The organism is Limnohabitans sp. (genome assembly GCF_044373035.1).
Classification (GTDB): Bacteria; Pseudomonadota; Gammaproteobacteria; order Burkholderiales; family Burkholderiaceae_C; genus Limnohabitans_A.
The window spans coordinates 1-25,002 of sequence record NZ_JBILQU010000039.1; the positions used below are offsets into that span (position 1 = coordinate 1).

At 59.8% G+C, this 25,002-nt stretch carries 29 protein-coding genes; 10 read left to right on the top strand and 19 right to left on the bottom strand.

Features of this window, described 5'->3' with window-relative positions; all coding sequences use genetic code 11:
• From ACIQ47_RS07790 to ACIQ47_RS07815, 6 genes are all read left to right on the top strand, one after another.
• The coding region (locus tag ACIQ47_RS07790; RefSeq protein WP_396437602.1) for an SDR family oxidoreductase at positions 1-791 on the top strand (791 nt) is incomplete at its 5' end.
• Positions 788-1,183 (top strand): dihydroneopterin aldolase, encoded by a 396-nt coding sequence (locus tag ACIQ47_RS07795; protein WP_396437603.1) that lies wholly within the window; start codon positions 788-790, stop codon positions 1,181-1,183. The genes ACIQ47_RS07790 and ACIQ47_RS07795, both read left to right, overlap by 4 nt.
• Complete coding sequence (locus ACIQ47_RS07800; RefSeq protein ID WP_396437604.1) at positions 1,180-1,551, top strand: dihydroneopterin aldolase; 372 nt, start codon at positions 1,180-1,182, stop codon at positions 1,549-1,551. The genes ACIQ47_RS07795 and ACIQ47_RS07800 overlap by 4 nt, the downstream gene beginning before the upstream one ends.
• A 5-nt stretch (positions 1,552-1,556) precedes the next feature.
• Positions 1,557-2,501 (top strand): tRNA 2-thiocytidine(32) synthetase TtcA, encoded by a 945-nt coding sequence (gene ttcA / locus ACIQ47_RS07805; RefSeq protein ID WP_396429365.1) that lies wholly within the window; start codon positions 1,557-1,559, stop codon positions 2,499-2,501.
• Positions 2,502-2,519: 18 nt separating this feature from the next.
• Positions 2,520-3,161 carry a hypothetical protein gene (locus ACIQ47_RS07810; protein WP_396437605.1) on the top strand — a complete coding sequence of 214 codons (642 nt, stop codon included), beginning with the start codon at positions 2,520-2,522 and terminating at the stop codon, positions 3,159-3,161.
• A gap of 12 nt (positions 3,162-3,173) precedes the next feature.
• A complete protein-coding gene (locus ACIQ47_RS07815; protein ID WP_396437606.1) occupies positions 3,174-3,818 on the top strand; it encodes a histidine phosphatase family protein in 645 nt (214 codons plus the stop codon).
• Here the strand turns inward: ACIQ47_RS07815 and htpX are convergent.
• The 12 genes from htpX to ruvA all read right to left on the bottom strand — a co-directional run bounded on the left by htpX (position 3,813) and on the right by ruvA (position 14,777).
• The gene (htpX, locus tag ACIQ47_RS07820; protein WP_396437607.1) at positions 3,813-4,688 is read right to left on the bottom strand and encodes a protease HtpX; all 876 of its coding nucleotides are present in this window, start codon (positions 4,686-4,688) and stop codon (positions 3,813-3,815) included. The genes ACIQ47_RS07815 and htpX overlap by 6 nt on opposite strands.
• Positions 4,689-4,758: 70 nt before the next feature.
• Positions 4,759-5,535 carry a DUF3025 domain-containing protein gene (locus ACIQ47_RS07825; RefSeq protein WP_396437625.1) on the bottom strand — a complete coding sequence of 259 codons (777 nt, stop codon included), beginning with the start codon at positions 5,533-5,535 and terminating at the stop codon, positions 4,759-4,761.
• 47 nt (positions 5,536-5,582) lie between these two features.
• Complete coding sequence (pyrC, locus tag ACIQ47_RS07830) at positions 5,583-6,620, bottom strand: dihydroorotase (RefSeq protein ID WP_396437608.1); 1,038 nt, start codon at positions 6,618-6,620, stop codon at positions 5,583-5,585.
• Positions 6,621-6,964: 344 nt separating this feature from the next.
• Complete coding sequence (locus ACIQ47_RS07835; RefSeq protein ID WP_396437609.1) at positions 6,965-7,720, bottom strand: amino acid ABC transporter ATP-binding protein; 756 nt, start codon at positions 7,718-7,720, stop codon at positions 6,965-6,967.
• A 13-nt stretch (positions 7,721-7,733) separates the two neighbouring features.
• Positions 7,734-8,834 carry an amino acid ABC transporter permease gene (locus ACIQ47_RS07840; RefSeq protein ID WP_396437610.1) on the bottom strand — a complete coding sequence of 367 codons (1,101 nt, stop codon included), beginning with the start codon at positions 8,832-8,834 and terminating at the stop codon, positions 7,734-7,736.
• Between the two features lies 1 nt (position 8,835).
• Positions 8,836-10,035 (bottom strand): amino acid ABC transporter permease, encoded by a 1,200-nt coding sequence (locus ACIQ47_RS07845; RefSeq protein ID WP_396437611.1) that lies wholly within the window; start codon positions 10,033-10,035, stop codon positions 8,836-8,838.
• Positions 10,036-10,116: 81 nt separating this feature from the next.
• The gene (locus ACIQ47_RS07850; RefSeq protein ID WP_396437612.1) at positions 10,117-11,145 is read right to left on the bottom strand and encodes an amino acid ABC transporter substrate-binding protein; all 1,029 of its coding nucleotides are present in this window, start codon (positions 11,143-11,145) and stop codon (positions 10,117-10,119) included.
• Between the two features lie 303 nt (positions 11,146-11,448).
• The gene (locus ACIQ47_RS07855; protein WP_396437613.1) at positions 11,449-12,393 is read right to left on the bottom strand and encodes a LysR substrate-binding domain-containing protein; all 945 of its coding nucleotides are present in this window, start codon (positions 12,391-12,393) and stop codon (positions 11,449-11,451) included.
• 76 nt (positions 12,394-12,469) lie between these two features.
• Complete coding sequence (gene ruvB, locus ACIQ47_RS07860; protein ID WP_396437614.1) at positions 12,470-13,522, bottom strand: Holliday junction branch migration DNA helicase RuvB; 1,053 nt, start codon at positions 13,520-13,522, stop codon at positions 12,470-12,472.
• Positions 13,519-13,884, bottom strand: a complete 366-nt coding sequence (locus tag ACIQ47_RS07865; RefSeq protein ID WP_396437615.1) for a type II toxin-antitoxin system PemK/MazF family toxin — start codon at positions 13,882-13,884, stop codon at positions 13,519-13,521. Before ACIQ47_RS07865 ends, ruvB begins: the two co-directional genes overlap by 4 nt.
• Positions 13,881-14,153 carry a hypothetical protein gene (locus tag ACIQ47_RS07870; protein WP_296291170.1) on the bottom strand — a complete coding sequence of 91 codons (273 nt, stop codon included), beginning with the start codon at positions 14,151-14,153 and terminating at the stop codon, positions 13,881-13,883. The genes ACIQ47_RS07865 and ACIQ47_RS07870 overlap by 4 nt, the downstream gene beginning before the upstream one ends.
• 48 nt (positions 14,154-14,201) lie before the next feature.
• Positions 14,202-14,777, bottom strand: a complete 576-nt coding sequence (gene ruvA / locus ACIQ47_RS07875) for a Holliday junction branch migration protein RuvA (RefSeq protein ID WP_296291171.1) — start codon at positions 14,775-14,777, stop codon at positions 14,202-14,204.
• 94 nt (positions 14,778-14,871) lie between these two features.
• Between ruvA and ACIQ47_RS07880 the strand changes: the two genes are divergently transcribed.
• The gene (locus ACIQ47_RS07880) at positions 14,872-15,852 is read left to right on the top strand and encodes a PhoH family protein (RefSeq protein ID WP_396437616.1); all 981 of its coding nucleotides are present in this window, start codon (positions 14,872-14,874) and stop codon (positions 15,850-15,852) included.
• A gap of 20 nt (positions 15,853-15,872) precedes the next feature.
• Positions 15,873-16,328: an rRNA maturation RNase YbeY gene (gene ybeY, locus ACIQ47_RS07885; RefSeq protein ID WP_396437617.1), complete on the top strand. Its 456-nt coding sequence runs from the start codon at positions 15,873-15,875 to the stop codon at positions 16,326-16,328.
• 334 nt (positions 16,329-16,662) lie between these two features.
• Here ybeY and dbpA read toward each other — a convergent pair whose 3' ends face one another.
• From dbpA to tyrS, 4 genes are read right to left on the bottom strand one after another with little or no spacing between them, the layout of a single operon-like run.
• On the bottom strand, positions 16,663-18,072 hold the full coding sequence (dbpA, locus tag ACIQ47_RS07890) for an ATP-dependent RNA helicase DbpA (protein ID WP_396437618.1): 1,410 nt from the start codon (positions 18,070-18,072) through the stop codon (positions 16,663-16,665).
• Positions 18,073-18,106: 34 nt separating this feature from the next.
• Entirely contained in the window at positions 18,107-18,550 is a 444-nt protein-coding gene (gene dtd / locus ACIQ47_RS07895; protein ID WP_396437619.1) for a D-aminoacyl-tRNA deacylase, read from the bottom strand.
• A complete protein-coding gene (locus ACIQ47_RS07900; RefSeq protein WP_396437620.1) occupies positions 18,547-19,473 on the bottom strand; it encodes a cation diffusion facilitator family transporter in 927 nt (308 codons plus the stop codon). Before ACIQ47_RS07900 ends, dtd begins: the two co-directional genes overlap by 4 nt.
• 49 nt (positions 19,474-19,522) lie before the next feature.
• Positions 19,523-20,755, bottom strand: coding sequence for a tyrosine--tRNA ligase (gene tyrS, locus ACIQ47_RS07905; protein WP_396437621.1), 1,233 nt, complete (start codon positions 20,753-20,755; stop codon positions 19,523-19,525).
• 142 nt (positions 20,756-20,897) lie between these two features.
• Between tyrS and ACIQ47_RS07910 the strand changes: the two genes are divergently transcribed.
• Together ACIQ47_RS07910 and ACIQ47_RS07915 are read left to right on the top strand one after the other, a co-directional pair.
• A complete protein-coding gene (locus ACIQ47_RS07910) occupies positions 20,898-22,364 on the top strand; it encodes a peptidoglycan DD-metalloendopeptidase family protein (protein WP_396437622.1) in 1,467 nt (488 codons plus the stop codon).
• 84 nt (positions 22,365-22,448) lie between these two features.
• A complete protein-coding gene (locus tag ACIQ47_RS07915) occupies positions 22,449-23,588 on the top strand; it encodes an anhydro-N-acetylmuramic acid kinase (RefSeq protein WP_396437623.1) in 1,140 nt (379 codons plus the stop codon).
• 33 nt (positions 23,589-23,621) lie between these two features.
• On the opposite strand, the gene erpA is transcribed toward ACIQ47_RS07915, so the two are convergent.
• From erpA to rplM, 3 genes are all read right to left on the bottom strand, one after another.
• The gene (erpA, locus tag ACIQ47_RS07920; protein WP_108354256.1) at positions 23,622-23,987 is read right to left on the bottom strand and encodes an iron-sulfur cluster insertion protein ErpA; all 366 of its coding nucleotides are present in this window, start codon (positions 23,985-23,987) and stop codon (positions 23,622-23,624) included.
• A 166-nt stretch (positions 23,988-24,153) separates the two neighbouring features.
• Positions 24,154-24,546, bottom strand: coding sequence for a 30S ribosomal protein S9 (rpsI, locus tag ACIQ47_RS07925; protein ID WP_396437624.1), 393 nt, complete (start codon positions 24,544-24,546; stop codon positions 24,154-24,156).
• An 11-nt stretch (positions 24,547-24,557) separates the two neighbouring features.
• Positions 24,558-24,989, bottom strand: a complete 432-nt coding sequence (rplM, locus tag ACIQ47_RS07930; protein WP_396437626.1) for a 50S ribosomal protein L13 — start codon at positions 24,987-24,989, stop codon at positions 24,558-24,560.
• Positions 24,990-25,002: the final 13 nt, after the last annotated feature.

Sequence of the window (25,002 nt, forward strand, 5' to 3'; positions counted from 1 at the left end):
TCTGCCCTACCCCCGTCATGAAACAAGTTCTGGTCACCGGAGGCGCTCACCGCCTGGGCGCAGAGATCGTCCGCCAATTTGCGGCGGCGGGCTGGCGCGTGTGGTGCCACTACCAACGCTCGGCCGATGCGGCCAAAGCGCTGCAGGCTGAACTGCAGACTGTTGGGGGCCATGTGGAATGTGTGCAAGCCGATCTGGCCCTGAGCGAACAAGCCGAACAGATGATGGCGCAGATCGCGAAAAGCCAAGGCCCGCTCGACTGCTTGATCAACAACGCCTCACTGTTTGAGCCCGATGAGGGCCCCCAGATGGACTTGCCCGGCGCACGCCTGCAACTCGAAGTGAATTTGATCGCGCCCATGTTACTGGCCTCGCTGATGGCGCAGCAATCCGCCCCCGACGCCAAATCCGGCCAGCGCAGCGTGGTCCATATCCTCGACCAGAAGGTGTTCAACCTGAACCCGGACTATTTTTCGTACACCGTGTCCAAACTCGCACTGGAACGTGCCGTCGCCTTGCAGGCCCAAGCCCTGGCCCCCTTGCGCGTGTGCGGCGTGGCCCCGGGCCTGATGTTTTTGAGCGGCCCACAAACCCAAGAGAACTTTGACCGCAACAGCCGCGTGAACCTGTTGCGCGAGCCGATCGACCCGGCACAGGTGGCGGCCACTTGCCTCTTCCTCGCACAGAACCCTTGCATCACCGGCACCACGGTGTGTGTGGACAACGGCCAGCACCTGGTGCCTTTGGCGCGCGACGTGATGTTTTTGGCCGACCCGAAAGGCGCTGCATGAACGACTTGATGACCTCATTAGCGCTCAATTGTCGCCGCCTCTTTCTGCGCAACCACACGGTGGACGTGCGCATCGGCGCGCACGACTTTGAAAAGCTCGGGCCCCAGCGCATCGTCTTCAACGTGGAGCTTTTCGTGCCCTACAGCGCGTCCACCCCCACACAGGACGACCTGGCCGAAGTGGTGGACTACGACTTCATCCGCGAGGTGATCGCCAAGCGTGTAACCCAAGGCCATATCGTGCTGCAAGAGACCTTGTGCGACGACCTGATGCGCGAGCTGATCGCCCACCCGCAGGTGCAGGCGGTGCGACTGTCCAGCTGCAAACCCGATGTGTACCCGGACTGCGAAGCCGTCGGGGTTGAAATTTTCCAAATCAAACCCGCGCCATGAAAACCCCTGCCGGACACCAAACCCTGGAGCTGACCGGTTTGCGTTTTGACGCGAACCTGGGCATTCTGGAACACGAAAAAACCGACCCGCAACCGATTCAGGTGGACGCCGAGCTGAACCTGGGTACGCAGCCCCTGATGCCCAGCGACGACGACATCCACCACGTGCTGGATTACCGCAAGGTGCGCAAAATCATCATCGACGAATGCACGGCTGAGCACATCAACCTGTTGGAAACGCTGATCGGCAAAGTCTCAAACCGCCTGATGCAGTTGCCCGGTGTGTTGGGTGTGCGCGTCAAGATTGCCAAACTTGAAATTTTTGAAGACTGCGAAGTGGCCATTCGCATGGAAACCGGACAGTGGTGAACCTCATGAACACAGAAACAGACACAGAAGCAGACAACGCCTGGGTACAAGCGCAAGCCGAATCAGAGGCTGCCAAGGCCATCAAGATCGAGCGCGAAACCCACAAGCTCGAAAAACGCCTGTGCCGCCAAATGGGTCAAGCGATCAGTGACTTCAACCTGATTGAGGCCGGCGACCGCATCATGGTCTGCATGTCGGGCGGTAAAGACAGCTACGGCATGCTCGACATCCTGCTGAAAATGAAGGCCCGCGCGCCGGTCGACTTTGAGCTGGTCGCGGTCAACCTGGACCAAAAGCAGCCAGGTTTCCCGGAGCACATCCTGCCCGCTTACCTCAAAGAGCTGGGCGTGGAATTTCACATCGAGACGCAAGACACGTATTCGATCGTGAAAGACAAGATCCCCGAAGGCAAGACCATGTGCAGCCTGTGCTCGCGCCTGCGCCGGGGCATTTTGTACCGCGTGGCGCGCGAGCTCAAATGCAACAAGCTGGCCCTCGGCCACCACCGCGATGACATGCTGCAGACTTTCTTCTTGAACATGTTCTTTGGCGGCAAGCTCAAGGGCATGCCCCCCAAGCTGGTCAGCGACAACGGCGAATTCATGGTGATCCGCCCACTGGCCTATGTGGCCGAAACCGATTTGATCCGTTGGGCCGCGCACCGACAGTTCCCCATCATTCCGTGCACCCTGTGTGGCAGCCAAGAGAATTTGCAACGCCTGCAGGTGGGCAACATGCTGCGCGAGTGGCAAAAGAAGTACCCCGGCCGCATTGAAAACATGTTTGCAGCTTTGCAAAATGTGGTGCCTTCGCATTTGATGGACGCCCAACTGCACGGTTTCAAGGACCTGAAAATCACGGGCATCGAATCGGATGACGGCGACAAGGCTTTTGACGAAGAAGAGTTCAAGGAAGCGTCCTTGCCGGGCATCCAAGTCATCTCGATGTGAACCTCAAGGGGACAGCTCATGCGCACAGCAAATCAGCAATGCAAGCGGTGGTTTTCGATGGCCTTGGCTGCGATGGCCTTGACCTTCTTGACGGGCTGCGCCTCGATGCGCCTGATCGACAGCGATGTGGTCTCGGTGGCTGCGGTGCCAGCCGGCATGAACTTGCAGGGCGCCAAGTACCGCTTTGAGCGCCTGCCCTCGCAGGTGCACAACCCCGAAGCCGGTGTGGCCGAGCAGCAAGCGCAGGCCGCCATGACGGCCGTGGGTTTGGTGCGTGACGATGCCGCAGCCAGCCTGAGCGTGATGCTGGGCTTCAGTGGCTCGCAGTACCTGGCCGACCCTTGGGGCCGACCCCTAGCGCCGGGCTGGACACCCTTCGGCAGCATCGCCTTCAGATCGGGTTTTGGCGGGGGCTTGGGCTCGCACGTCGGTCTGGGCATGGGCATGCGCTTTCCGCCGCCCACGCATTACCGCCGTGAGGTCAGCGTCATCATGCGAGACCTGAGGTCGGGTCAAGTGGTGTACGAAACCCGCGCCAGCCACGCCGGCCCCTGGAGCGACAGCGTGCCGATTTTTGCCACCCTGTTCCAGGCTGCCCTGGCCAATTTTCCCAACCCGCCTGCTGGCCCACGCCGAGTCAACATCGAAGTGCCGCGCTGAATCTAGGAATTTATGGAACCGACCCGCATTTTGGCCATTCGCCACGGCGAAACCGCCTGGAACGTCGACACGCGGTTGCAAGGCCACCTGGACATCCCACTCAACGATGCAGGACTGCGCCAAGCCGAACTCCTGGCTCGCGCTCTGGTCGAGCGCGAAGTGGTGAATGCGATTTATGCCAGCGACCTGTCACGGGCGCACGCCACGGCCCAAGCCATTGCCCAGTCCATGGACCAAGCGGTCAGCGTCCACGTGGGTTTGCGCGAACGCCACTTTGGTTCATTTCAGGGGCGCACTTACGCTGAGGTAGAAACCGAATTCCCGGAACACGCCTGGCACTGGCGCAAGCGCACGCCGGACTGGACGCCCCCTGAAGGCGGTGAATCGCTGCTGGCTTTGCGCGAGCGCATTGTGCGCACGGTGGACGAATTGGCGGCGCGCCACACAGGCCAGCAAATCGTGATGGTGGCGCACGGCGGGGTGCTGGACATCCTGTACCGGGCGGCCACCCGCATCGATTTACAGGCCCCGCGCACGTGGTCACTGACCAACACCGCGGTCAACCGCTTGTTGTGGACGCCTGCGGGCTTGAGCTTGGTGGGCTGGGGTGACACGTCCCACCTGGACGCGCTGGGGAAAGACGAATCGTCTTTATAAAGCGCTGTTTTGCAGCGCGGCGATGCGCTCTTCGATCGGAGGATGCGTGCTGAACAGCTGTCCAATGCCCCCCGCAATGCCCATGGCGGCCATGGTTTTGGGCAACTCAGCGGTGTGCACGCCGCCCAAGCGGGCCAAGGCGTTGATCATGGGCTGCTTGCGGCCCATCAGCTGCGCTGCACTGGCATCGGCGCGGAACTCGCGCTGACGGCTGAACCAGGCCACGATCATGGCGGCCACAAAACCGAGGATGATGTCCATCACGATGGTGGTGATGTAGTAGCCCATGCCGGGGCCGGTGTTCTCGCTGTCGCCCTTGCGCAAAAAGCTGTCGACCGCATAGCCCACCACGCGCGAGATGAACACCACAAAGGTGTTCATGACACCCTGGATCAGCGTCATGGTGACCATGTCGCCGTTGGCGATGTGGGCCACTTCATGCGCGATGACGGCTTCAATCTCTTCGTGCGTCATGTTTTGCAGCAAGCCGGTAGACACAGCCACCAGGGCCGAATCGCGGAACGCGCCGGTGGCAAAGGCGTTGGGGTCGCCCGGGAAGATGCCGACTTCAGGCATGCCGATGCCGGATTTGTCAGCAAACTTGCGCACGGTGTCCAAAATCCAGGCTTCGTCGGCGTTGGCGGGTTGGGTGATGACTTTGACACCTGAGGTCCACTTGGCCATGGGCTTGCTGATGAGCAAGGAAATGATGGCGCCGCCAAAGCCCATGATCAGGGCAAAACCGAGCAAAGCGCCCAGGTCCAGGCCGTTGGAAGTCAAAAAGCGGTTGACGCCCAGCAAGTTGGCGACGATGCCCAGCACCACCACAACAGCCAAGTTGGTCATGACAAAAAGAAAAATGCGTTTCATGTTGAGTTTCACTTTCAGCCCGAAAGACGCGGGCACGTTGGGACGAATATTAGGGTGTCGGACTCCAAAATCAAGCCGGGGGCGTGATTTCCGAATTGGCGTACGGTTTTTCGGCCAGGCGCGGGCCTCTGCGAGGCCGAAACACGCTGTCATCGGCGTAAAAGGATGGGTCTTCGTTGGCCAGCCACCAGCCCGGCACGCCCAGCAGCGGCAAGGGACTGAAGGGTTTGCGAGCCAGCTTTTCGGACGTGAGGTCTTGCGCCAGCCAAGCGTCGAGGTCGGCCTGCGCCATGCCTTGCGGCACGCGCCACAGATGCACGGTGATCGATTTGTAGGGCTGCACCGCTTTTTCGAGCGCAGCATGGCCAAAAGCCCAAAGACATGTAAGTGCCCACTCGCTGCGCAAGACAAGGAACGCGTCCATCCATCGGTGCTCGGTCAAGGCAGACCACACGACATCGGAGGTCTGGATCAGCAGCGCGTTTTCATCGAAAACGGTGGCGGCGTCGCGCACCGGGCCGCGCACCTGGCCTACCCCGGCTCGGGCAATTTCGCGGGCCTGCAACTGGTTCAGGCGTTTTTTAGCTTGCGGGAAATGCATCCAGCACAAAGCATTGAAGAAGTCGTGCAAGCCTTCGCGGGTGGGCACCTGGCCGGCGGCGAAGATAAAGTCTTCGTAGGCTTGGCCTTCGGGCAAGTCGGCTTGCGGCACAAAGCGCACAGGGGCATGGCCCGCCGCATTCAAGGCCTCAGGCTGAGGCGTGCCCGCCGCCACTTGGTCAGCAATGGGCTCACCCACGGCCCGCCAATCGACCAACCAAGGGGCGTTCCAGTCGATGTCGGGCACGCTCAGACTGGAAGCTGGCGCACAGCGGTGGCCAGCCCGGTTGGGGCTCAGCCCGCCACCAGACGCCACGGCAGGCTTTCTCCGGAACGCAGGGGCTTGAGCTCGGCCTCGCCAAAGGCAAAGCTCTCTGCAGGCGTCCAGCTTTCGCGGCGCAGGGTGATGGTGCCGGTGTTGCGTGGCAGGCCGTAGAAGTCGGCCCCAAAGAAGCTGGCAAAGCCTTCGAGCTTGTCGAGCGCGCCGGCCTGGTCAAAGGCTTCGGCATACATCTCCATGGCGGCATGCGCGGTGTAGCAGCCTGCGCAACCGCTGGCGTGTTCCTTGAGGTGCGCGGGGTGCGGGGCGCTGTCGGTGCCCAAAAAGAAACGGGCATTGCCGCTGGTGGCCGCCTGCACCAAAGCCAGGCGGTGGATTTCGCGCTTGAGCACGGGCAGGCAGTAGTAATGCGGGCGCATGCCGCCCAAAAACAGGGCGTTGCGGTTGTACAGCAGGTGGTGCACGGTGATGGTGGCCCCCAAATTCGCGTCGCCTGCCGCCACATAGTCGGCAGCTTCTTTCGTGGTGATGTGTTCCATCACGATTTTCAAGCCCGGGAAGTCACGGCGCAGCGGGATCAGATGCTGCTCAATGAACACGGCTTCGCGGTCAAACAGGTCGATGTCGGACGAAGTGACTTCGCCGTGCACCAAGAGCAACACGCCTTCGCGCTGCATGGCTTCGAGCACGGGGTAGATCTTGCGCAGGTCGGTCACGCCCGCATCGCTGTTGGTGGTGGCACCGGCTGGATACAACTTGCAGGCCACAACACCTGCGGCTTTGGCGCGGGCAATTTCTGCCGGTGCCAAGTTGTCGGTCAGGTACAGTGTCATGAGCGGCTCAAAGGCCATGCCAACAGGCACGGCGGCCTGGATGCGAGCCTTGTAGGCCATCGCTTGCTCGGCCGTGGTCACGGGCGGCTTGAGGTTGGGCATGATGATGGCGCGGCCAAACTGCGCGGCGGTGTGCGGCACCACCACGTTCAAAGCGGCGCCATCGCGCACATGCAAGTGCCAATCGTCGGGGCGGATGAGGGTGAGTTCTTGGGTCATGGGGCGTATTGTCTCAAACCTGTCGTCGGCTTGATGTTGCTGGTCCCAGAGATGGGGTCACGGGTCAGGGCTCCTAGGAAAACGGATCGTGGAACCAGAGGCAGGGCTGAGCAGCGCAGCAGCGGGCGGATCAGGGCGGGTGCTTGTTGGAGCGAAGCGAGTTTGCACCCGACCCCGCCCGATGCGAGCAGCGCAAGGAACCCGAAGGGCCCTGACTGCGGCTCGCCTTTCTTTGCTTACTTTCTTTGGCGAAGCCAAGAAAGTGAGTGCGCCGCCGGGCGCAATCCCGGCCAACGGCACCCAAAAAGAACTCAGCATTTAATCGGGATCTGACCCCAATTAAATCAATGCCCGAGGATCTTGGACAGGAAGTCCTGCGCCCGGTCAGTCTGTGGCGAATCAAAGAACTGCTGCGGCGGGGCTTGTTCGACCACCTGGCCTTGGTCCATGAAGATCACGCGGTCGGCCACCGCCTTGGCAAAGCCCATTTCGTGTGTCACACACAACATGGTCATACCCTGGCTGGTCAGCTCGATCATCACGTCCAGCACTTCCTTGATCATCTCGGGGTCGAGGGCCGAGGTGGGCTCATCGAACAGCATGATCTTGGGCGTGAGGCACAGGGCACGGGCAATCGCCACGCGCTGCTGCTGGCCGCCGGACAACTGCAGCGGATACTTGTTGGCGTGCTCAGCAATGCGCACGCGCTCGAGTTGCACCATGGCTTTGTCGATGGCTTCCTTACGGGGCATCTTGGCCACCCAGGTGGGTGACAAGATCAGGTTTTCCATCACCGTCAGGTGCGGGAACAGGTTGAACTGCTGGAACACCATACCGACTTCACGGCGCACTTTGTCGATGCCTTTGAGGTCATCGCCGAGCACGGTGCCGTCTACCGTGAGCGTGCCTTCCTGGTATTCCTCCAGGGCGTTGATGCAGCGGATCAGGGTGGATTTGCCCGAGCCCGAGGGGCCGCAAATGACCACTTTTTCGCCTTTGGCAAACTGCAGGTTGACGTCGCGCAGCACGTGGTAGCCATTGCTGGCATACCATTTGTTGACGCCTTTGAACTCGATGAGGGGGTTAGCGTTGGAGGTCATAAAGGTCTTTCGTTCAGCGGACTTTGCTCACGGCCGTGCGCTCTTCGATCCACAGGCTGTAGCGCGACATGGCAAAGCAGAACGCGAAATAAATGAAGGTGATGAAGAGGTAGGCTTCGATCTTGAAGGGACGCCAGTCGGCGTCCGAGTTGAGCGCCAGGCCCAACGCGCCGGTCAGCTCGTACAGCGAGACGATGGTCACGAGCGAGGTGTCTTTGAACAGGCCGATGAAGGTGTTCATGATGGACGGCACCACGGTGGCCAGGGCCTGGGGCAGCACGATCATGCGCTGGGTTTGCCAGTAGCTCAGGCCCAGTGTGGCCGCGGCTTCGGTCTGGCCTTTGGGCAAAGCCTGCAGACCGCCGCGAATCACCTCGGCCATGTAGGCACCGGAAAACAGCGTGATGCCCACCACCACGCGCACCAGCACATCGATCTTCACGCCCTCGGGCATGAACAGCGGCAGCATGAACGAGGCCATGAACAGCACCGTGATCAGCGGCACGCCGCGAACCAACTCGACATAGAGCGTGCACAAGGTTTTGATGGCGGGCATGTTGGAGCGCCGGCCCAAGGCCACAAAGATGGCCAGCGGGAAGGCCAGCGTCATGGAGATCACCGTGAGCATCACCGTGAGCGGCAAGCCGCCCCATTGGTCGGTGTCAACTTCGGTCAGGCCAAAAAAGCCGCCCTTCATCAGCACGAAATACACGGTCAGCATGACCAGCCAAATCAAAGGCAATGCCTTGTTCCAAAAACGGGGCATGCAGCTGATGACGACCACACCCAACATGAGGGCCGTGGCGATCACCGGACGCCAGTGCTCGACTTCAGGGTAACGGCCCATCACGATCAAGCGGCCTTTTTCGGAGATCACGCCCCAGCACGCCCCTGCGCCGCGCACGTCGTTGCAGGCCTGCAAGTTGCTGCCAAAGACGGCTTGCAAAACAGCCCAATCGAGCGAGGAGACCAGCGCCCACAGGCACACGGCCAGCAGCGCCAGCGACATCAGGCTGTTGCCCGGGGTGGAAAACAGATTGCCGCGCAACCAGGCCACGGGGCCTGTGCTGCGGCCTGGCATGGGCCGGGCTTCGGTGGATTTGAAAACGTTCATGTCAGCGCTCCTGGATGGCGGCACTGGCGTTGAACCAGTTCATGAGGGCCGAGGTGAGAAGAGACAGCGTCAGGTACACCAACATCACGATGGACAGCGCCTCGATGGCGCGGCCTGTCTGATTGAGTGTGGTGTTGGCAATCGAGACCAGCTCGGGGTAGCCAATGGCCACCGCCAGAGACGAGTTTTTGGTCAGGTTCAGGTACTGGCTGGTGAGCGGCGGAATGATCACGCGCAAGGCCTGCGGCAACACCACCAAGCGCATGGACTGGCTTTTGCTCAGGCCCAAAGAGGCCGACGCCTCGTGCTGACCCAGCGACACCGAGGCAATGCCCGAGCGCACGACTTCGGCAATGAAGGACGCGGTATAGAACACCAAGCCACACAGCAAGGCCATGAATTCAGGGCTGAACGCGCCACCGTCTTCGATCTGGAAGTCGCCCTTTTTGGGCAAGTCCCATTCGTTGGGCGCACCACCCACCAGCCAACCGAGCACGGCCAGCACCAACGTAACCGCCAGCGACACAGCCCAGACCGGGCGGGTGTGGCCTGTGCGGTCAAAATGCGCCCGTGCCATGCGTCGGTAGACCCACGCAAACACCAAGCCTAGAGCAACACCGACCAAGGCCAGGGTCTGACCCAACTGCCACACAGGCCAAGGGAAGGAAATGCCGTTTTTGCTCAAAAAGAAGTGGCCTGCCTGCCAAGCCTGCTCCAGGTCGGGAAGCATCTCGGTGAAGACCAGATACCAGATGAGCAACTGCAGGTAGACCGGCACGTTGCGGAAAAATTCGACGTAGGCGTAACAGATTTTGCGCACCAAAAAATTGGCCGAAAACCGCCCGACACCCACCAGCACACCCAGCACCGTGGCCAGCAAGATGCCGATCACGGCAACCTTGAGCGTGTTGAGCATGCCGATGGCAAAAGCCACGAAGTAAGAGCTGTTGTGCGCGTACTCGATCACCGATTCGCTGATATCAAAGCCAAACGGTTGAAACAAAAAGTCGTAGCCGCTTTGGATGCCGCGCAGGCGCATGTTGGTGAGCGTGTTGTGCACCAACAGGGCCACCAGCGCCAAAGCCGACAAGATGGCGACGACCTGGTAGATGACCGAACGCCCTTCGCGGCTGCGCCACGAAATCGATCGGGTTTTCTTGCCGGGCAAGGGCCTGGCCTCGATCATGGAGAAATGGGACATGGGAGCTGCCTGAAAAATGACGGGGGGTAAAAAATACGCCCCGTGAGGGGCGTATCCAGAACCTTCAAAAAAGGCAGGCGATCAACGCAGCGGTGAGGCGTACATCAGGCCGCCCTTGTTCCACTGGTTGTTCAAGCCACGTGGCAGGTTGATGGAGGTCTTGGGGCCGACGTTGCGCTCGAACATTTCGCCGTAGTTACCGGTCGTCTTGATGGCGCGGGCCAACCACTCCTTGTCCAAGCCCAGGTGCTTGCCCAGGTCTTCGGTGGCACCCAGCAAACGGCCCACTTGGGGGTTGTCGCTGGTTTTCATTTGGTCCACATTGGCTTGGGTGATGCCGTACTCTTCGGCTTCGATCAGGCCGGAAAGCACCCATTTGTTGATGGCAAACCACTCGTCGTCACCACGGCGCACCATCGGGCCCAAGGGCTCTTTGGAGACCAGATCGGGCAAGATCACGTGGGCTGCAGGGTCTTTGGCTTCCTTGGCGCGCACAGAGGCCAGGCCCGATGCGTCGGTGGTGTAGGCCTGGCAACGGCCAGAGAAGTAAGCGCCGGTGGCGGCTTCGACTTTTTCAAACACGACAGGCTTGAGGTTGAGCTTGTTGGCGCGGGAGAAGTCGGTCAGGTTTTTCTCGGTGGTGGTGCCGGACTGCACGCACACGGTGGCACCCTTGAGTTGCTTGGCGCTGGTGATTTTGCCTTTGGGCACCATGAAGCCTTGGCCGTCATAGTAATTGGCACCGATGAAGTGCAGACCCAAAGAGCCATCGCGGTTCAAGGTGTTGGTGGTGTTTCGGGCCAGCACATCGACTTCGCCAGACTGCAAGGCGGTGAAACGCTGTTGCGCGGTCAAAGGCACGTACTTGACTTTGGTGGCGTCGCTCAGCACGGCTGCGGCCACAGCACGGCAGTGGTCCACGTCCAGACCCGACCAGTTGCCACTGGAGTCAGCAGCCGAAAAACCGGCCAGACCGGTGTTGACACCGCAGACGATTTGGCCGCGTTGCTTGATCTGGTCCAGGGTTTTGCCCGCCATGGCGGAGGTGGCGGCCAGCAGGCCTGCCGTGGCCAGCACGGAGCCGATCAAGGTGTGTGTCATTTTCTTCATGGTTTAAATCCTCTTGTGAAATGGTGAGTAGCAAATCGCCACCCGCAGATTAAATGCCAAATCCAACTGTGAACCGCCTAGGAGCTACCCTAAGCCTAAATCGAACAGGGGAAATTTGAGTCTCACACCCCCATGGTGCACCACAGATTCAGCAGCTGGTGCATTGCACAAAATATGCCCGCACACCAGCGTGTGAGAAATATAGTCAGTTTGTTGTCAGTCCCCATCAGGGAGTACCCCCAGAATCCATGCAAAAAATGCATAAGGCAATACATGCCATGAAAAAACCCGCTCAGTGGCGGTTTAACGCGACGAATGCACCGAAGAGGTGCTCTGGGTCAGGTGCAGCCACAACTGATGGGCCGAACTTTTGAAACAGGGCTTGGCCCCTGATTTTTCGCGGTAAGCCCGCACCTCCATGCTGAGCGCCAGCGTTTGCCCATCGGGCATGCTCACCTCAACCAGGGTGCCGGCCTGGATTTCTTTTTTGACCGCACTGCGCGGCAAGAACGCAATGCCGTGGCCCTCCAGGGCCATCACTTTCAGACCTTCAGCCATGTCGGTCTCATAGACCCGGTCCAGATGCACCGGCACACCCGCTTGTTTCAAAATCCAATCGGTCACGCCGCCCAAATAGGCCCCGGGCGCGTAGCCCAAATAGGGCAGTGGCCGTGCGGCATGACCGGGCAAGCTGAACAGCGCCCGCCCATCGGCCGTGCTTTGCACATAGGGCGCAATCACCTCGTGCCCCAACACCACCATGTCGTAACGCTCGGGGTCAATTTGCAGGGGCTGCGAGGGGTGGTGGTAAGCAATCAACACGTCGCAGCCGCCCTCCACCAAGCGCATGGCCGCGTCGTGCACGTTCAGTGCCATGAGCCGGCTTTTCATGGGCCCAAAGGTCTCACGCAAACTGGCCACCCAAGGCGGAAAAAACGTGAATGCCAAGGTGTGCGGCACCGCAAACTGGATGATGTCCTGACCCACCGCATTGTGGCCGCGCAGCATGGCACGGGTGTTTTGCAGCGACTGCAGCATCTCCAGCGCCTGGGCATACAAGGTCTCGCCCGCAGGGGTGAGCCGGGTCGGGTAGGAGCTGCGGTCGACCAAGTCTGCCCCGGCCCAGGCCTCCAGCGACTGGATACGCCGGGAAAACGCCGGTTGTGTGACGTGCCGCAACTGCGCCGAACGGCTGAAACTGCGCGTTTCAGCCAAACTTACAAAATCTTCAAGCCATTTGGTTTCCATGCGCGCATTATCGTTTCAGCCCCAAGCCGATCCACCAGCACCATGTCTGCATCACCCCGCAGGCACCGAAACCGTTTCAAAACTTGTCACCAAACGACTTGGGCGGGGTGACGCCCAAGTGCTTGAACGCCGCCAACGTGGCCATGCGCCCGCGTGGCGTGCGCTGCAGATAGCCTTGCTGAATCAAATACGGCTCGATCACGTCTTCGATGGTGTCGCGCTCCTCGCCGATGCTGGCCGCGATGTTGTCCAGACCCACTGGGCCGCCGTCAAAGCGGTGGATCACGGCTTCGAGCAGTTTGCGGTCCATCAGGTCAAAGCCTTCCGGGTCCACATCCAGCATGACCAAGGCCTTTTGCGCCAGGCTTTTGTCGATGGTGCCATCGCCCTTCACATCCGCATAGTCGCGCACCCGGCGCAGCAGGCGGTTGGCAATGCGAGGCGTGCCGCGTGAACGGCGGGCGATCTCGAACGAACCTTCGGGGTCAATCGGCGCTTTGAGCAAGCCGGCACTGCGCGTGACGATGCGGGTCAGCTCCTCGGGCGTGTAAAACTCCAAGCGTGACACGATGCCAAAGCGGTCGCGCAAAGGGTTGGTGAGCATGCCGGCCCGGGTGGTGGCCCCCACCAGGGTGAAGGGTTGCAAGTCGAGCTTGATGCTGCGCGCCGCAGGCCCTTCGCCGATCATGATGTCAATCTGGTAATCCTCCAGCGCGGGGTACAAAATTTCTTCGACCACGGGCGAGAGGCGGTGGATCTCGTCAATGAAGAGCACATCGTTGCGCTCCAGATTGGTGAGCAGCGCGGCCAGGTCCTTGGGCTTTTCAAGCACCGGGCCGCTGGTCTGGCGCAGGTTAACGCCCAGCTCGGCGGCAATGATGTGGCTCAGCGTGGTCTTGCCCAAGCCCGGCGGGCCAAACAGCAGCACATGGTCGAGTGGCTCTTCGCGCATCTTGGCGGCGCTGATGAAAATCTCCAGTTGCTCGCGCACCTTGACCTGGCCGACGTATTCGCCCAGCAGCTTGGGGCGCAGGGCGCGTTCAATGGCCTCTTCTTGGTGCGACACGGGGGCCGCAGAAATGACCCGGGGTTCGGGTTGAGGGGCAAAGTCGTCTGTGCGGATGCTCATGGGGTGACCAACTCGATGATGTCGTTGAGCTCAAGACGAGCAGTTTGAAAAATAGCGTCGCTGACCCGCTTCCAGGGGTGCGGTGTCGCACCCCGCTGGCGCCAGTCAAAGCTCTTGGGTTGGTTGCAAATGATGTAGCTCGGCTGCTTGGCCGTTTTGCTGTTGTCGATCGCAAACGGGTTGGTGGCGTTGTAGGCCGCCGTGGACATGGGAAAGCCGATCACGATGGAAGTCCTGTCGTTGAAGGCTTTGGGCGACAGCACCAGCATGGGGTGCATGTCGCGCATTTCGCGGCCCGCCTGCGGGTTGAAGTTGATCCAGATGATGTCTTGCCGCTCAGGCACCCAAACGGCTCGGCTCACTTGACGCCCTCAGATCCAGCACCGAACTCCACGCCTTGCGGCGCATCGGGCATCACTTCGCCACCGTGCACCTGCGGGTCAAAGGCGGCAAGCTTGTCTTGCAGGCTCGGGCGCTGGGGCACGGCGCGCAGCTCCAGACAGCCCTTGGCCACCACCGTGGCCTGCAAGGGCGTGCCGGGCGTGATGCCCAGCGACTGCATCAACTCGCGGCTGAGCCGGATGCCGTGGCTGTTGCCCCAGGTGGAAATGGTCAAGGCGGTGGTTTTCATGGCGTCAGTATATCCATTGGATATCCAAATGCAAGCAAACCCCCTTGCTTATTTGTTCAGGGCTTTGAGTGCCAGCTTGATGCCCTCGCTCACCCCCACATCGGCGGGCAAGCTCTTGAGGGCGGCAGCGGCTTCTTTGTCGCTGTAACCCAGCGCCAGCAAAGCTTGTTGGATGTCGCTTTGCGCGTCGGGGGTGTTCACCGCAAACAAGCCGCCCAAGTCGCCGCCCAGCTTGCCTTTGAGTTCCAGCAGCAAGCGCTCAGCGGTTTTTTTGCCGATGCCGGGCACTTTGACCAGACGGCCGACTTCTTGCGTGGTGATGGCCTGCGCCAGATCGGTCACGCTCATGCCCGACAGCACGCTCAAAGCGGTGCGGGGGCCGACGCCAGAGATCTTGATGAGCTGACGAAAGGCTTCGCGCTCGGCCAGGGTGGCAAAGCCATACAAAATTTGCGCGTCTTCGCGCACCACAAAGTGCGTGACCAGACTGACTTTTTCACCGGTGGCGGGCAGGTTGTAAAACGTGCTCATGGGCACATTCACCTCGTAACCCACGCCATGGCAGTCCACGATCACCTCGGGTGGGTTTTTGTCGCTGAGAATGCCGGTGATTTTGCCGATCATAGAGAGTGGCCCTTGGATTGCACGGGATAGAGGAAAATCGGGGCTCAACGGCCTGCACACACCGGTCGAAATCCCCAAGAACAGGATTATCCACTTGATCGTCAGACACAGCTTCATTCCGCACAACAACAACCGCTTGTCGCACCTGTGCGGCCCCATGGACGCGCACTTGCGCACCATCGAAGCGGGCTTGCAGGTGAGCATTGCGCATCGCCACGAACAGTTCAAGGTGGATGGCCCCAAGGCCGTGGCCATGCGGGCCATGGAGATTTTGCAAGCGGTCTATGAGCGGGCTGACCGCCCGATTTCGCCCGACATGGTGCAACTCATGCTGGTGGGCGACAGCGGCGGCGAAGAGGCTAACTTGCCGGTACTGCAAACCCGCCGCGCCGACCTGAAGGCGCGCACCCCTGTGCAAGCGGCTTATTTGGAAAGCATCGCCAGCCACGACATCAGCTTTGGCATTGGCCCGGCGGGCACTGGCAAAACCTATTTGGCCGTGGCCTGCGCGGTGGATGCACTCGAGCGCGCCAGCGTGCAGCGCATTGTGCTGACCCGTCCGGCAGTGGAAGCGGGTGAACGCCTGGGCTTTTTACCGGGCGACTTGTCGCAAAAGGTCGACCCCTATTTGCGCCCCTTGTACGACGCGCTGTACGACCTGATGGGCCATGACAAAGTGCTCAAAGCCTTTGAGCGCAACGCGATCGAGGTGGCCCCACTGGCTTTCATGCGCGGGCGCACGCTGAACAACGCCTTTGTGATCCTGGACGAGGCGCAAAACACCAGCACCGAACAGATGAAAATGTTCCTGACCCGCATCGGCTTTGGCGCCAAGGCGGTGGTGACGGGTGATGTGAGTCAGATCGACTTGCCCAAGGGGCAACTGAGCGGCCTGATTGACGCCGAGCGGGTTTTGAAGCGGGTCAAAGGCATTGCTTTCACACGCTTTAGCAGCGCCGACGTGGTGCGCCACCCCTTGGTGGCCCGCATCGTGGACGCCTACGACGCGCAAGGCAGCGCCCCCATGCGTGCGGGCGTCACGACCCGCCGCAAGCCTCTGCCCACCGACGACTGAACACCGAATCCATCACCCCCATGGCCCTGAAACAACTCCAGCTGTCTCTGCAATTTGGCGATATCCCCTATGCAGCCCGTCACCGCGCTGCCCTGCCCCGCCATGCGGTCGCCCGCGCCATTCGTCACGCACTGGGCGACGACGCCGAGATCACGGTGCGCATCGTGGGTGAAGAAGAAGGCCGCGCGTTGAACAAGGATTACCGCAAAAAGGATGACGCCACCAACGTGCTGACGTTTGATTACGAGCAAGAGCCAGTGGTGATGGCCGACTTGGTGCTGTGCGCCCCGGTGGTGGCCCGCGAAGCCAAAGAACAAGGCAAGACGCTGGCGGCGCACTACGCGCATTTGCTGGTGCACGGCACTTTGCACGCGCAGGGCTGGGACCATGAAACCAGCGAGGCCGATGCCGAGGAGATGGAGGCCTATGAGATCGATATTTTGGCAGGGTTGGGGCTGAAGAACCCTTACCTCTGATTGCCAGCAGGGGAGGCCTCAAATGGGGTGGGGCCGGGTTCCTCATATCGGAGTACCGAAAATCGTCACCCGGCCCCACCCCATATGAGGCAGTGGTGCCGTTTTAGAACCCCGCTGGACCTCTGAACCCTGTCGGACCTGAAGGTGCTGACTGAGAAATCAGCCAATCCAGATCACAAGCCACGCTCACAAAATACGCCCAAATAACCACTCAGGTGTGTGAGGGGATGCGGCGGGTGACGATTTTCGGTACCCCGGTATGAGGAACCCGCCGCATCCCCTCACACACCGCCCCGGCAAACATCACACACTGCCCGTGCAAAAGACAAAGAGGTCAGAGCAACCGAACCTTCACACTCTTGCCCTTGATCTTGCCGTGTGACAACTGAGACTCGACCTTTTTGGCTAAGGCCGCTTGCACCGCCACATAGGTGGAAAACTCGTTCACATTGATCTTGCCGACCTGCTCACGGGTCAAGCCACACTCACCCGCCAAGGCCCCCATCACGTCACCAGCGCGTATCTTTTCCTTGCGCCCTCCCACAATCTGCAAGGTGCGCATGGGCGGTTGCAATGGCCCGCCTGCCGCAGGCGTCAGGCCAGACAAAGGCTCCCACTTCGATTCGCGGCCCTGCATCACTTCGATCTTGCCGACCGATCCCATCTCGTCCATGCTGGCCAGGGTCAGCGCCAGACCCTCGGCATCGCCCCGACCGGTGCGGCCGATGCGGTGAATGTGGATTTCTGCGTCGGGCGTCACATCCACGTTGATCACGGCTTCAAGGCCTTCCACATCCAGCCCCCGCGAAGCCACATCGGTGGCCACCAGCACCGAGCAACTGCGGTTGGCAAACTGAACCAACACCTGGTCGCGCTCTCGCTGCTCCAGTTCACCAAACAGCGCCAGCGCACTGTGGCCCTGCGCCTGTAACACCGCGACCAAATCGCGGCACTGCTGTTTGGTGTTGCAAAAGGCCAGCGTGCGCTCGGGGCGGAAATGCGCCAACAATTTGGACACGGCGTCCAGTCGCTGGCTTTCGCTCACTTCGTAATAAATCTGGCGGATTTTGTGGGCGCTGTGCTGTGCCTCGACCTTCACCGTTTGCGGTGCGCGCATGAACTGCGCGGCCAGTTTGGCGATGCCTTCGGGGTAGGTGGCCGAAAACAGCAGCGTCTGGCGGTCTTTGGCGCACTGGCGCACCACCTTGGCGATGTCGTCGAAAAAGCCCATGTCCAACATGCGGTCGGCTTCGTCCAGCACCAGCGTGTTCACACCCGCCAAGCTCAGCGAGCCGCGCTCCAGATGGTCCAAAATCCGGCCGGGCGTGCCCACCACCACATCGGCGCCGTGCGCCAGACTCACCGTTTGACCACGCAAGGCTACGCCACCACAGAGGGTGACGACTTTCACGTTTGACCGGGCACGGGCCAAACGGCGGATTTCTTGCGTGACTTGATCGGCCAGCTCGCGGGTAGGGCACAGGATCACGGCCTGGATGGCCGCGCTGGGCGAGCCAGCAAATTGCAAACGCTCAATCAGGGGCAAGCCAAAGGCAGCGGTTTTGCCGCTGCCGGTACTGGCCTGGGCGATCAAATCTTGCCCCGCCAGCGTCAGCGGCAAGCTGGCCGCCTGGATGGGCGTCATCTGGGTGTAGCCCAGTTGTTCGAGGTTTTGAAGGGTGGCAGGGGCCAGCGCAAGCTGGTCGAAGCGAGCAGAACTCGCGGCAGGAGAAGTTGCAGTCATGCGGAGATTATCGTTGCCCTCCCCGGGCAGCAACTCAAGCCGTCATGCGCATCGGGATGGTGATGGGGCCGTCGTTGGTGAGGGCCACTTTCATGTCGGCAGCAAAGCGGCCGGATTGCACCACCGGATGGTCTTTTTGGGCTTGGGCCACAAAATGGTCATAAAGGCGGCGGGCATCTTCCGGTGCGGCGGCCCCGGAAAACCCTGGACGTGTGCCCGATGACACATCGGCGGCGAGAGTGAACTGGCTCACCACCAACAGACCGCCAGCCACGTCTTGCACGCTCAAGTTCATCTTGCCAGCGCCATCGCCAAAGATGCGCAGCTTGAGCATCTTGGCCAGCATCTTGTCGGCCACTGCTTCGGTATCGCCTTTTTCGGCGCACAAAAGCACCAAGATGCCCGCGCCGATTTGGCCAATCACCTCGCCGTCGACGCGCACACTGGCTTCGCTCACCCGTTGCAGTACGGCGATCACTTCAGATCCCGCGCATCACTGAAGTGCGCCTCGACATCGCTGGGCAGCAACTGAATGGTGGCGCGCAGCCCAGGCACCTCGCTCATCAGGGCTTGCTCGACGCTGCCGCGCAAGGCGGCTGCACGTCCCAAAGTCCAACTCGCAGGCATGTGCATGTGCACATCGACAAAGCGGCGCTGCCCAGCTTTGCGTGTGTGCAAGTGGTCAAAGCGGATGATCTCGGTCTCACCGCGTTGGTGGGCAAAACTGTCTAAGACCTTTTGTACAACGACCAGCACCTCGGGCTCCAAGGCCTCGTCCATCAGGCCTTGCGATGACAACCAAATCAGGTGCCAGCCTTCTTTCAAGATGTTCAGTGCCACGCCAATGGCCACCACCGCATCCAGCCACAGCCAACCCGTCACGCTCACCAGGCCAATGCCGATGACCACTCCAGCGGAGGTCCAGACGTCGGTGACCAGGTGACGGGCATCGGCTTCCAGCGCCAGCGAACGGTGCTGCTTGGCTGCGCGAAACATCAGCCAAGCCAGCAAGCCGTTCAGCGCCGAACTGCCCACCGACAAAGCCAAGCCCAAGCCCACTTGTTCAATGGGTTGAGGGTCAAACAAGCGGTGGGCCGCAGCCCAAATGATGCCCAAAGCGGCCACAACAATCAGGATGCCTTCAAAGCCAGAAGAAAAGTATTCGGCTTTGTGGTGCCCATAGGGGTGCTCGTTGTCCGCTGGCATGGCCGCCACCGTGACCATCATCAAACCAAAAACGGCACTGGCCAAATTGACCAGGGACTCCATCGCATCAGACAGTAAACCCACCGAGCCGGTAAGCCACCAAGCCAGGGTTTTCAGGCCGATGGTGATCAAGGCCACCACCACCGAAGCCCAGAGCATGCGTTTGGGGGTCATCCAAGAATCAAAATTTCTCATGTTGTCAGGATACGCCTGTGGCAAGAAGCTCCGATGCACAAGGCATCGATCAGGACAAGGTCAGCTTCGCAAACTTGCGCTTGCCCACTTGCACCACGTAAGTGCCCGCTTCCAGTTTCAGTCCCTTGTCGCTGACCACACTGGAGTCGACACGCACACCGCCGCCATCCACCAAGCGACCAGCTTCTGTCGTGGAAGGGGCCAGTCCGGCCGCCTTGAGCAAAGCCCCTATGCCCATGGGTGCGCCGGACAAAAACACTTCCGGAATGTCATCGGGCACGCCGCCTTGGCTGCGGTTGATGAAATCCTGCTCCGCCGCATCGGCAGCGGCCGCGCTGTGAAAGCGCGCCGTGATTTCCTTGGCCAGCATGACCTTGGCGTCTTTGGGGTTGCGCCCGGCCTGCACTTCCTTCTTCAGCGCCTCGATCTCGGCCATCGACTTGAAGGACAGCAAGGTGAACCAGCGCCACATGAGGGTGTCCGAGATGCTCAGCACCTTGGCGAACATGGTGTTGGGCTCTTCGCTGATGCCGATGTAGTTGTTCTTGGACTTGGACATCTTGTCCACACCGTCCAGGCCTTCGAGCAGGGGCATGGTCAAGATGCACTGCTGCTCTTGACCATATTCGGATTGCAAATGACGCCCCATCAGCAGGTTGAATTTCTGGTCGGTGCCACCCAGCTCCAAGTCGGACTTGAGTGCCACAGAGTCGTAGCCCTGCATCAGCGGGTACAAGAACTCGTGCACCGAAATCGGTGTGCCCGCCTTGAAACGGTCATGGAAGTCGTTGCGCTCCATCATGCGGGCGACGGTGTACTTGGCCGCCAGCTGGATCATGCCCATGGAACCCAATGGGATCGACCACTCACTGTTGTAGCGGATCTCGGTTTTGCTGGGATCGAGCACCAAGCTGGCTTGTTTGTAATAAGTCTCAGCGTTGGCCTTGATCTGCTCGGGCGTGAGCGGGGGGCGGGTACTGTTGCGGCCGGACGGATCGCCAATCAGACTGGTGAAATCGCCAATCAAAAAGATCACCTGATGCCCCAAATCCTGCAACTGACGCATCTTGTTGAGCACCACCGTGTGACCGATGTGGATGTCGGGCGCCGTGGGGTCCAAGCCCAATTTGATGCGCAAAGGCACACCTGTGGCTTCTGATTTGGCCAGTTTTTGTAGCCAATCTTCTTTGGGTATCAGCTCTTCACAACCTCGTAAAGTGACTTCCAAAGCATTCAATACACGGTCATTTACCGGGTATTTTGTAACAAGCGCTTGATTCATAAGGGTTTTTTCTGTGTTGAAAGCGATGAGGACGGATACAATCGACACTCGATTTCACATCGCATTTTATGTGCGTCCTGACTGTTTCTGACCCATCTGGCACTTCACCTTTGCGCCTGACATCGTCTCCCTCACTTTTTTCATGCCGTTCCTTTCCACCCTACAGTCGCGACTGACCTCCTTGCTGCTCAGCATTTTGTTCCTTGGCACGGCCGTGCTGGGCGCAATGCTGATTGCCACGCAAAGGTTTTTAGCATGGGTGGACGGTTATCACCCGCACCTGAATCAGGCGAATCTGGTCCTTCAAGGATGGTTCAAGCGTCACCCCAAAACGATTGCTGCCAGCCTTGCCAGCGTCTTGTTGGTCGGTGGTGGCGGTGCTTTTGCCATTGCCAATCTGGGGCCTGATATTTCAGACCAACCCGTTGTCAACATCATCGTGCCCGTTGAGATCGCTCAGCTTGAATCGCAGGCCCAACTGCTGGACACGTTCGAAGTCATATTGACCCGGTCCGACAACACCCGCCCCTCAGACACGCCTGAAGCCTTGCTGAGTCGTTTGGGACTGGTCGATGCTGAAGCGGCTGCATTTTTGCGCAAAAATCCACAAGCCCGCCAAGCGCTTGTGCAGGGAGGGCGCGCAGTATCCGCTGAAGTCACCCCCCAACAGTTGCTGCGTTCACTGAGTGTGCGCTGGCTCAAAAACGAAAACGACACCTTCTTTCAACGTTTGCGTGTAGAGCGTTCCCCACAGGGCTTTCTAGCGGCACTCGAAACCTCGCCCATGAACACCAGCATCCGCATGACTGGCGGTACGGTGACCCGCTCTCTCTACGATGCTGCAGATGAGGCCCGCTTGCCAGATCCGGTCATCCACCAGCTGACGCAGATTTTTTCCAACCAAATTGACTTTCACCGCACGCTGCGCAAAGGCGCTCGCTTTTCTGTGGTCTATGAAGTCCTGGAAGCCGATGGAGAACCCTTGAGAACAGGTCGGGTGCTCAGTGCCGAGTTTCACAATGACAACCAGCAATACGACGCCATTTGGTACCAAGAACCCGGCCAAAAAGGCAATTATTACGACATGGACGGCAAGAGTCTGAGTCGCTCCTATTTGGCTTCTCCACTGACTTTTTCTCGTCAGTCCAGTGGTTTTGCCATGCGCCTGCACCCCATTTTCAAAACCCAGCAAGCACACCGCGGTGTGGACTATGCAGCCCCGACCGGAACCCCTGCCATGACTGTGGGTGATGGCGTGGTCGTTTTTGCGGGTGTTCAAGGCGGCTATGGCAACGTGGTTGAGGTTCGCCATGGCAATGGCCACTCGACTTTGTATGCCCACCTCAGCCGCATCCATGTGCGCAACGGTCAAACCGTGCAAAAAGGCCAAGCCATTGGCGCTGTTGGATCTACAGGATGGTCGACAGGCCCCCATTTGCACTTTGAGTTCCGCGTCAACGGCGTCCACGTTGACCCCCAGAAGGTCATCCAGCAAGCTCAAAGCGTTCCGATAGCGCCCTCTTCCATGGCCAGATTCGAGGCTTTGGTGGGTCAAGCTCAGTCTCAGCTGCAGGCCGCCGCCCAGATGCGGGAAGTCAACAGCCAATAATTGGCCGGCACCCTGACAGACCGCTGGACTCTTTCTCTGATCGGTCCAACCATGGTCTTGGTCTGATCAACTCAGGCGCTCCTCATGCCCTCCTCTAATTTCATTGGCCTCATGTCCGGTACCTCTTTAGATGGTGTGGATGGGGTCCTTACCCAAATAGACGATGCGGGACACCTGGATGTCCTGGCCCATGACTTTGTACCCTTTGATCATGCCTTTCGCCGTGATTTGTTGTCCCTCAACCAAAGCGGCACCGACGAATTGCACCGCAGCGCCATGGCGGGAAACGCCATTGCCCGCCATTACGCAGAGGTGGTGGGCGCTTTGCTCCAAAAAACCGGACTCCAGACCCCGCAGATCATTGCGATTGGCGCTCATGGCCAGACCGTGCGCCATCGCCCACTGGAGTCCGATGCACATGAGTCGAGCCATCGCCCTGCGGTGGGCTATACCCTTCAACTGATCAACCCTGCATTGCTGGCCGAGTTGACGGGCATCGACGTGGTCGCAGACTTCAGAAGCCGGGACTTGGCCGCCGGAGGGCAAGGTGCGCCCCTGGTACCTGCATTTCACCAAGGTGTCTTTGCCCAACCCGGTCGCTGCGTGGCGGTGCTCAACATTGGCGGCATCGCCAACCTGAGCGTGCTCAAAGCCGATGGCTCGGTGCTGGGCTGGGATTGCGGCCCAGGCAATGCCTTGATGGATTTCTGGTGCGCTCGCCACACTGGACAAGCGTTCGACCGCGACGGCGCTTGGGCGGCCGGTGGCCAGTTGCACCCCGAATTGCTGTTGAAAATGGCCGGCGAAAATTTCTTGCACAAGCAGCCCCCCAAGAGCACCGGGCGAGACCTGTTCAATCCGGCCTGGCTACTGCATCACCTCGCTCAGTTTCAAGACTTGGAACCGGCCGATGTACAAGCCACCCTCTGCACTTACACGGCCTATGCCTGCAGCCAGGACATCTTGCGTTATGCCCCTGATGCATGCCAACTGATTGTGTGCGGCGGGGGTGCCTTGAACGGCGAATTGATGCGCCAGATGGTGGCGCATGTGCCGGACATAACTGTCTTGAACAGTGAGTCCTTGGGCCTGCCACCGCTTCAAGTGGAGGCGGCTGCCTTTGCCTGGCTGGCTTTCAAAACCATGCACCGCCAAACATCCAGTTTGCCAAGCGTCACGGGCGCCAGAGGCGCCCGTGTCTTGGGGGCCATTTACCCCCGTTGATGCATGGCCAGCCATGCTGGACCAACCCGCAAATCAGGTCGAAAAGGAAGAGCCGCAACCACAAGTGGAGGTGGCGTTCGGGTTCTTGATCACAAACTGTGCACCTTGCAGGTCTTCTTTGTAATCGATCTCGGCACCCGTCAGATACTGGTAGCTCATGGCATCGATCAGCAGGGACACCCCGTTTTTGCTCATGGTGGTGTCGTCTTCGTTGGTGATTTCATCGAAAGTGAAACCATACGAAAAACCCGAGCAACCACCACCCTGCACAAACACGCGCAATTTCAAATCTGGGTTGCCTTCTTCGGCGATCAGATCGGCCACCTTGGCGGCAGCGCTGTCGGTGAAGACAATCGGATCGGGCATGACAGTTTGGATATTTTCAGCAACAGCGCTCATGGTGTTTCTCCGGTTCAATGACAAATAGTATAGCGCGCTGGTCGGGAATTACAGACTGTCCCGAGCATTAACGCTACTGGCCTCATGGGCTTTTCTTCCGACAAGCGGGCAAACAAAAAGCCGCCCGGCGAACCGGGCGGCTTTTTGACGAAGCAGGAATAGCGGATTAACGCTTGGAGAACTGCTTGCGGCGACGAGCGCCGTGCAGACCGACCTTTTTGCGTTCGACTTCACGGGCATCACGGGTGACAAAACCAGCCTGGCTCAGCATAGGCTTGAGCGATGCATCGTAGTCAATCAGGGCGCGGGTGATGCCGTGGCGCGAAGCACCGGCTTGACCGGATTCGCCACCGCCGTGCACGTTGATCATGATGTCGAAAGTTTCGGCATGGTTGGTCAACATGAGGGGTTGCTTGGCGATCATGATCGAGGTCTCGCGGCCGAAGTAGGCTTGGATGTCCTTGCCGTTGACCGTGATCTTGCCAGTGCCTTTTTTCAGAAACACGCGGGCGACGCTGGATTTGCGACGGCCTGTGCCATTGTTCCATTCACCAATCATCTCAAGGCTCCTTAGATGTCCAGCACTTTAGGCTGTTGGGCGGTGTGTGGGTGATCAGCGCCACCGTACACCTTGAGTTTTTTGATCATGGCGTAACCGAGTGGGCCCTTGGGCAGCATGCCCTTGACAGCCTTCTCGAGTGCGCGGCCAGGGTGCTTGGCTTGCATGTCGCGGAAGTTGGTGGCAGTGATGCCGCCTGGGTAGCCGGAATGGCGGTAATAAATCTTGTCGGTCGTCTTGGCGCCCGTCACTTTGAGCTGGGCAGCATTGATGATGACGATGAAGTCACCGGTGTCGACGTGAGGCGTGTAAATGGCCTTGTGTTTGCCGCGCAAACGGAGAGCAACTTCGCTGGCTACTCGTCCGAGGACCTTGTCGGTCGCGTCAATCACAAACCACTCGTGCACGACCTCAGCGGGTTTGGCGCTGAAAGTTGTTGTCATGAGTTTTCTCTTT

Bases quoted from the DNA above. Each gene is read 5' to 3' on its own strand.
- rplM (WP_396437626.1), bottom strand. From the start codon at position 24,989: ATGACAACAACTTTCAGCGCCAAACCCGCTGAGGTCGTGCACGAGTGG.
- ruvA (WP_296291171.1), bottom strand. From the start codon at position 14,777: ATGATCGGCAAAATCACCGGCATTCTCAGCGACAAAAACCCACCCGAG.
- ACIQ47_RS07800 (WP_396437604.1), top strand. From the start codon at position 1,180: ATGAAAACCCCTGCCGGACACCAAACCCTGGAGCTGACCGGTTTGCGT.
- ybeY (WP_396437617.1), top strand. From the start codon at position 15,873: ATGGCCCTGAAACAACTCCAGCTGTCTCTGCAATTTGGCGATATCCCC.
- ACIQ47_RS07810 (WP_396437605.1), top strand. From the start codon at position 2,520: ATGCGCACAGCAAATCAGCAATGCAAGCGGTGGTTTTCGATGGCCTTG.
- ACIQ47_RS07870 (WP_296291170.1), bottom strand. From the start codon at position 14,153: ATGAAAACCACCGCCTTGACCATTTCCACCTGGGGCAACAGCCACGGC.
- ACIQ47_RS07900 (WP_396437620.1), bottom strand. From the start codon at position 19,473: ATGAGAAATTTTGATTCTTGGATGACCCCCAAACGCATGCTCTGGGCT.
- ACIQ47_RS07845 (WP_396437611.1), bottom strand. From the start codon at position 10,035: ATGTCCCATTTCTCCATGATCGAGGCCAGGCCCTTGCCCGGCAAGAAA.
- ACIQ47_RS07815 (WP_396437606.1), top strand. From the start codon at position 3,174: ATGGAACCGACCCGCATTTTGGCCATTCGCCACGGCGAAACCGCCTGG.
- ACIQ47_RS07915 (WP_396437623.1), top strand. From the start codon at position 22,449: ATGCCCTCCTCTAATTTCATTGGCCTCATGTCCGGTACCTCTTTAGAT.
- ACIQ47_RS07795 (WP_396437603.1), top strand. From the start codon at position 788: ATGAACGACTTGATGACCTCATTAGCGCTCAATTGTCGCCGCCTCTTT.
- ACIQ47_RS07835 (WP_396437609.1), bottom strand. From the start codon at position 7,720: ATGACCTCCAACGCTAACCCCCTCATCGAGTTCAAAGGCGTCAACAAA.
- ACIQ47_RS07850 (WP_396437612.1), bottom strand. From the start codon at position 11,145: ATGAAGAAAATGACACACACCTTGATCGGCTCCGTGCTGGCCACGGCA.
- ACIQ47_RS07840 (WP_396437610.1), bottom strand. From the start codon at position 8,834: ATGAACGTTTTCAAATCCACCGAAGCCCGGCCCATGCCAGGCCGCAGC.
- tyrS (WP_396437621.1), bottom strand. From the start codon at position 20,755: ATGAATCAAGCGCTTGTTACAAAATACCCGGTAAATGACCGTGTATTG.
- rpsI (WP_396437624.1), bottom strand. From the start codon at position 24,546: ATGATTGGTGAATGGAACAATGGCACAGGCCGTCGCAAATCCAGCGTC.
- htpX (WP_396437607.1), bottom strand. From the start codon at position 4,688: ATGAAACGCATTTTTCTTTTTGTCATGACCAACTTGGCTGTTGTGGTG.
- ttcA (WP_396429365.1), top strand. From the start codon at position 1,557: ATGAACACAGAAACAGACACAGAAGCAGACAACGCCTGGGTACAAGCG.
- erpA (WP_108354256.1), bottom strand. From the start codon at position 23,987: ATGAGCGCTGTTGCTGAAAATATCCAAACTGTCATGCCCGATCCGATT.
- ACIQ47_RS07910 (WP_396437622.1), top strand. From the start codon at position 20,898: ATGCCGTTCCTTTCCACCCTACAGTCGCGACTGACCTCCTTGCTGCTC.
- dbpA (WP_396437618.1), bottom strand. From the start codon at position 18,072: ATGACTGCAACTTCTCCTGCCGCGAGTTCTGCTCGCTTCGACCAGCTT.
- ACIQ47_RS07855 (WP_396437613.1), bottom strand. From the start codon at position 12,393: ATGGAAACCAAATGGCTTGAAGATTTTGTAAGTTTGGCTGAAACGCGC.
- ruvB (WP_396437614.1), bottom strand. From the start codon at position 13,522: ATGAGCATCCGCACAGACGACTTTGCCCCTCAACCCGAACCCCGGGTC.
- pyrC (WP_396437608.1), bottom strand. From the start codon at position 6,620: ATGACCCAAGAACTCACCCTCATCCGCCCCGACGATTGGCACTTGCAT.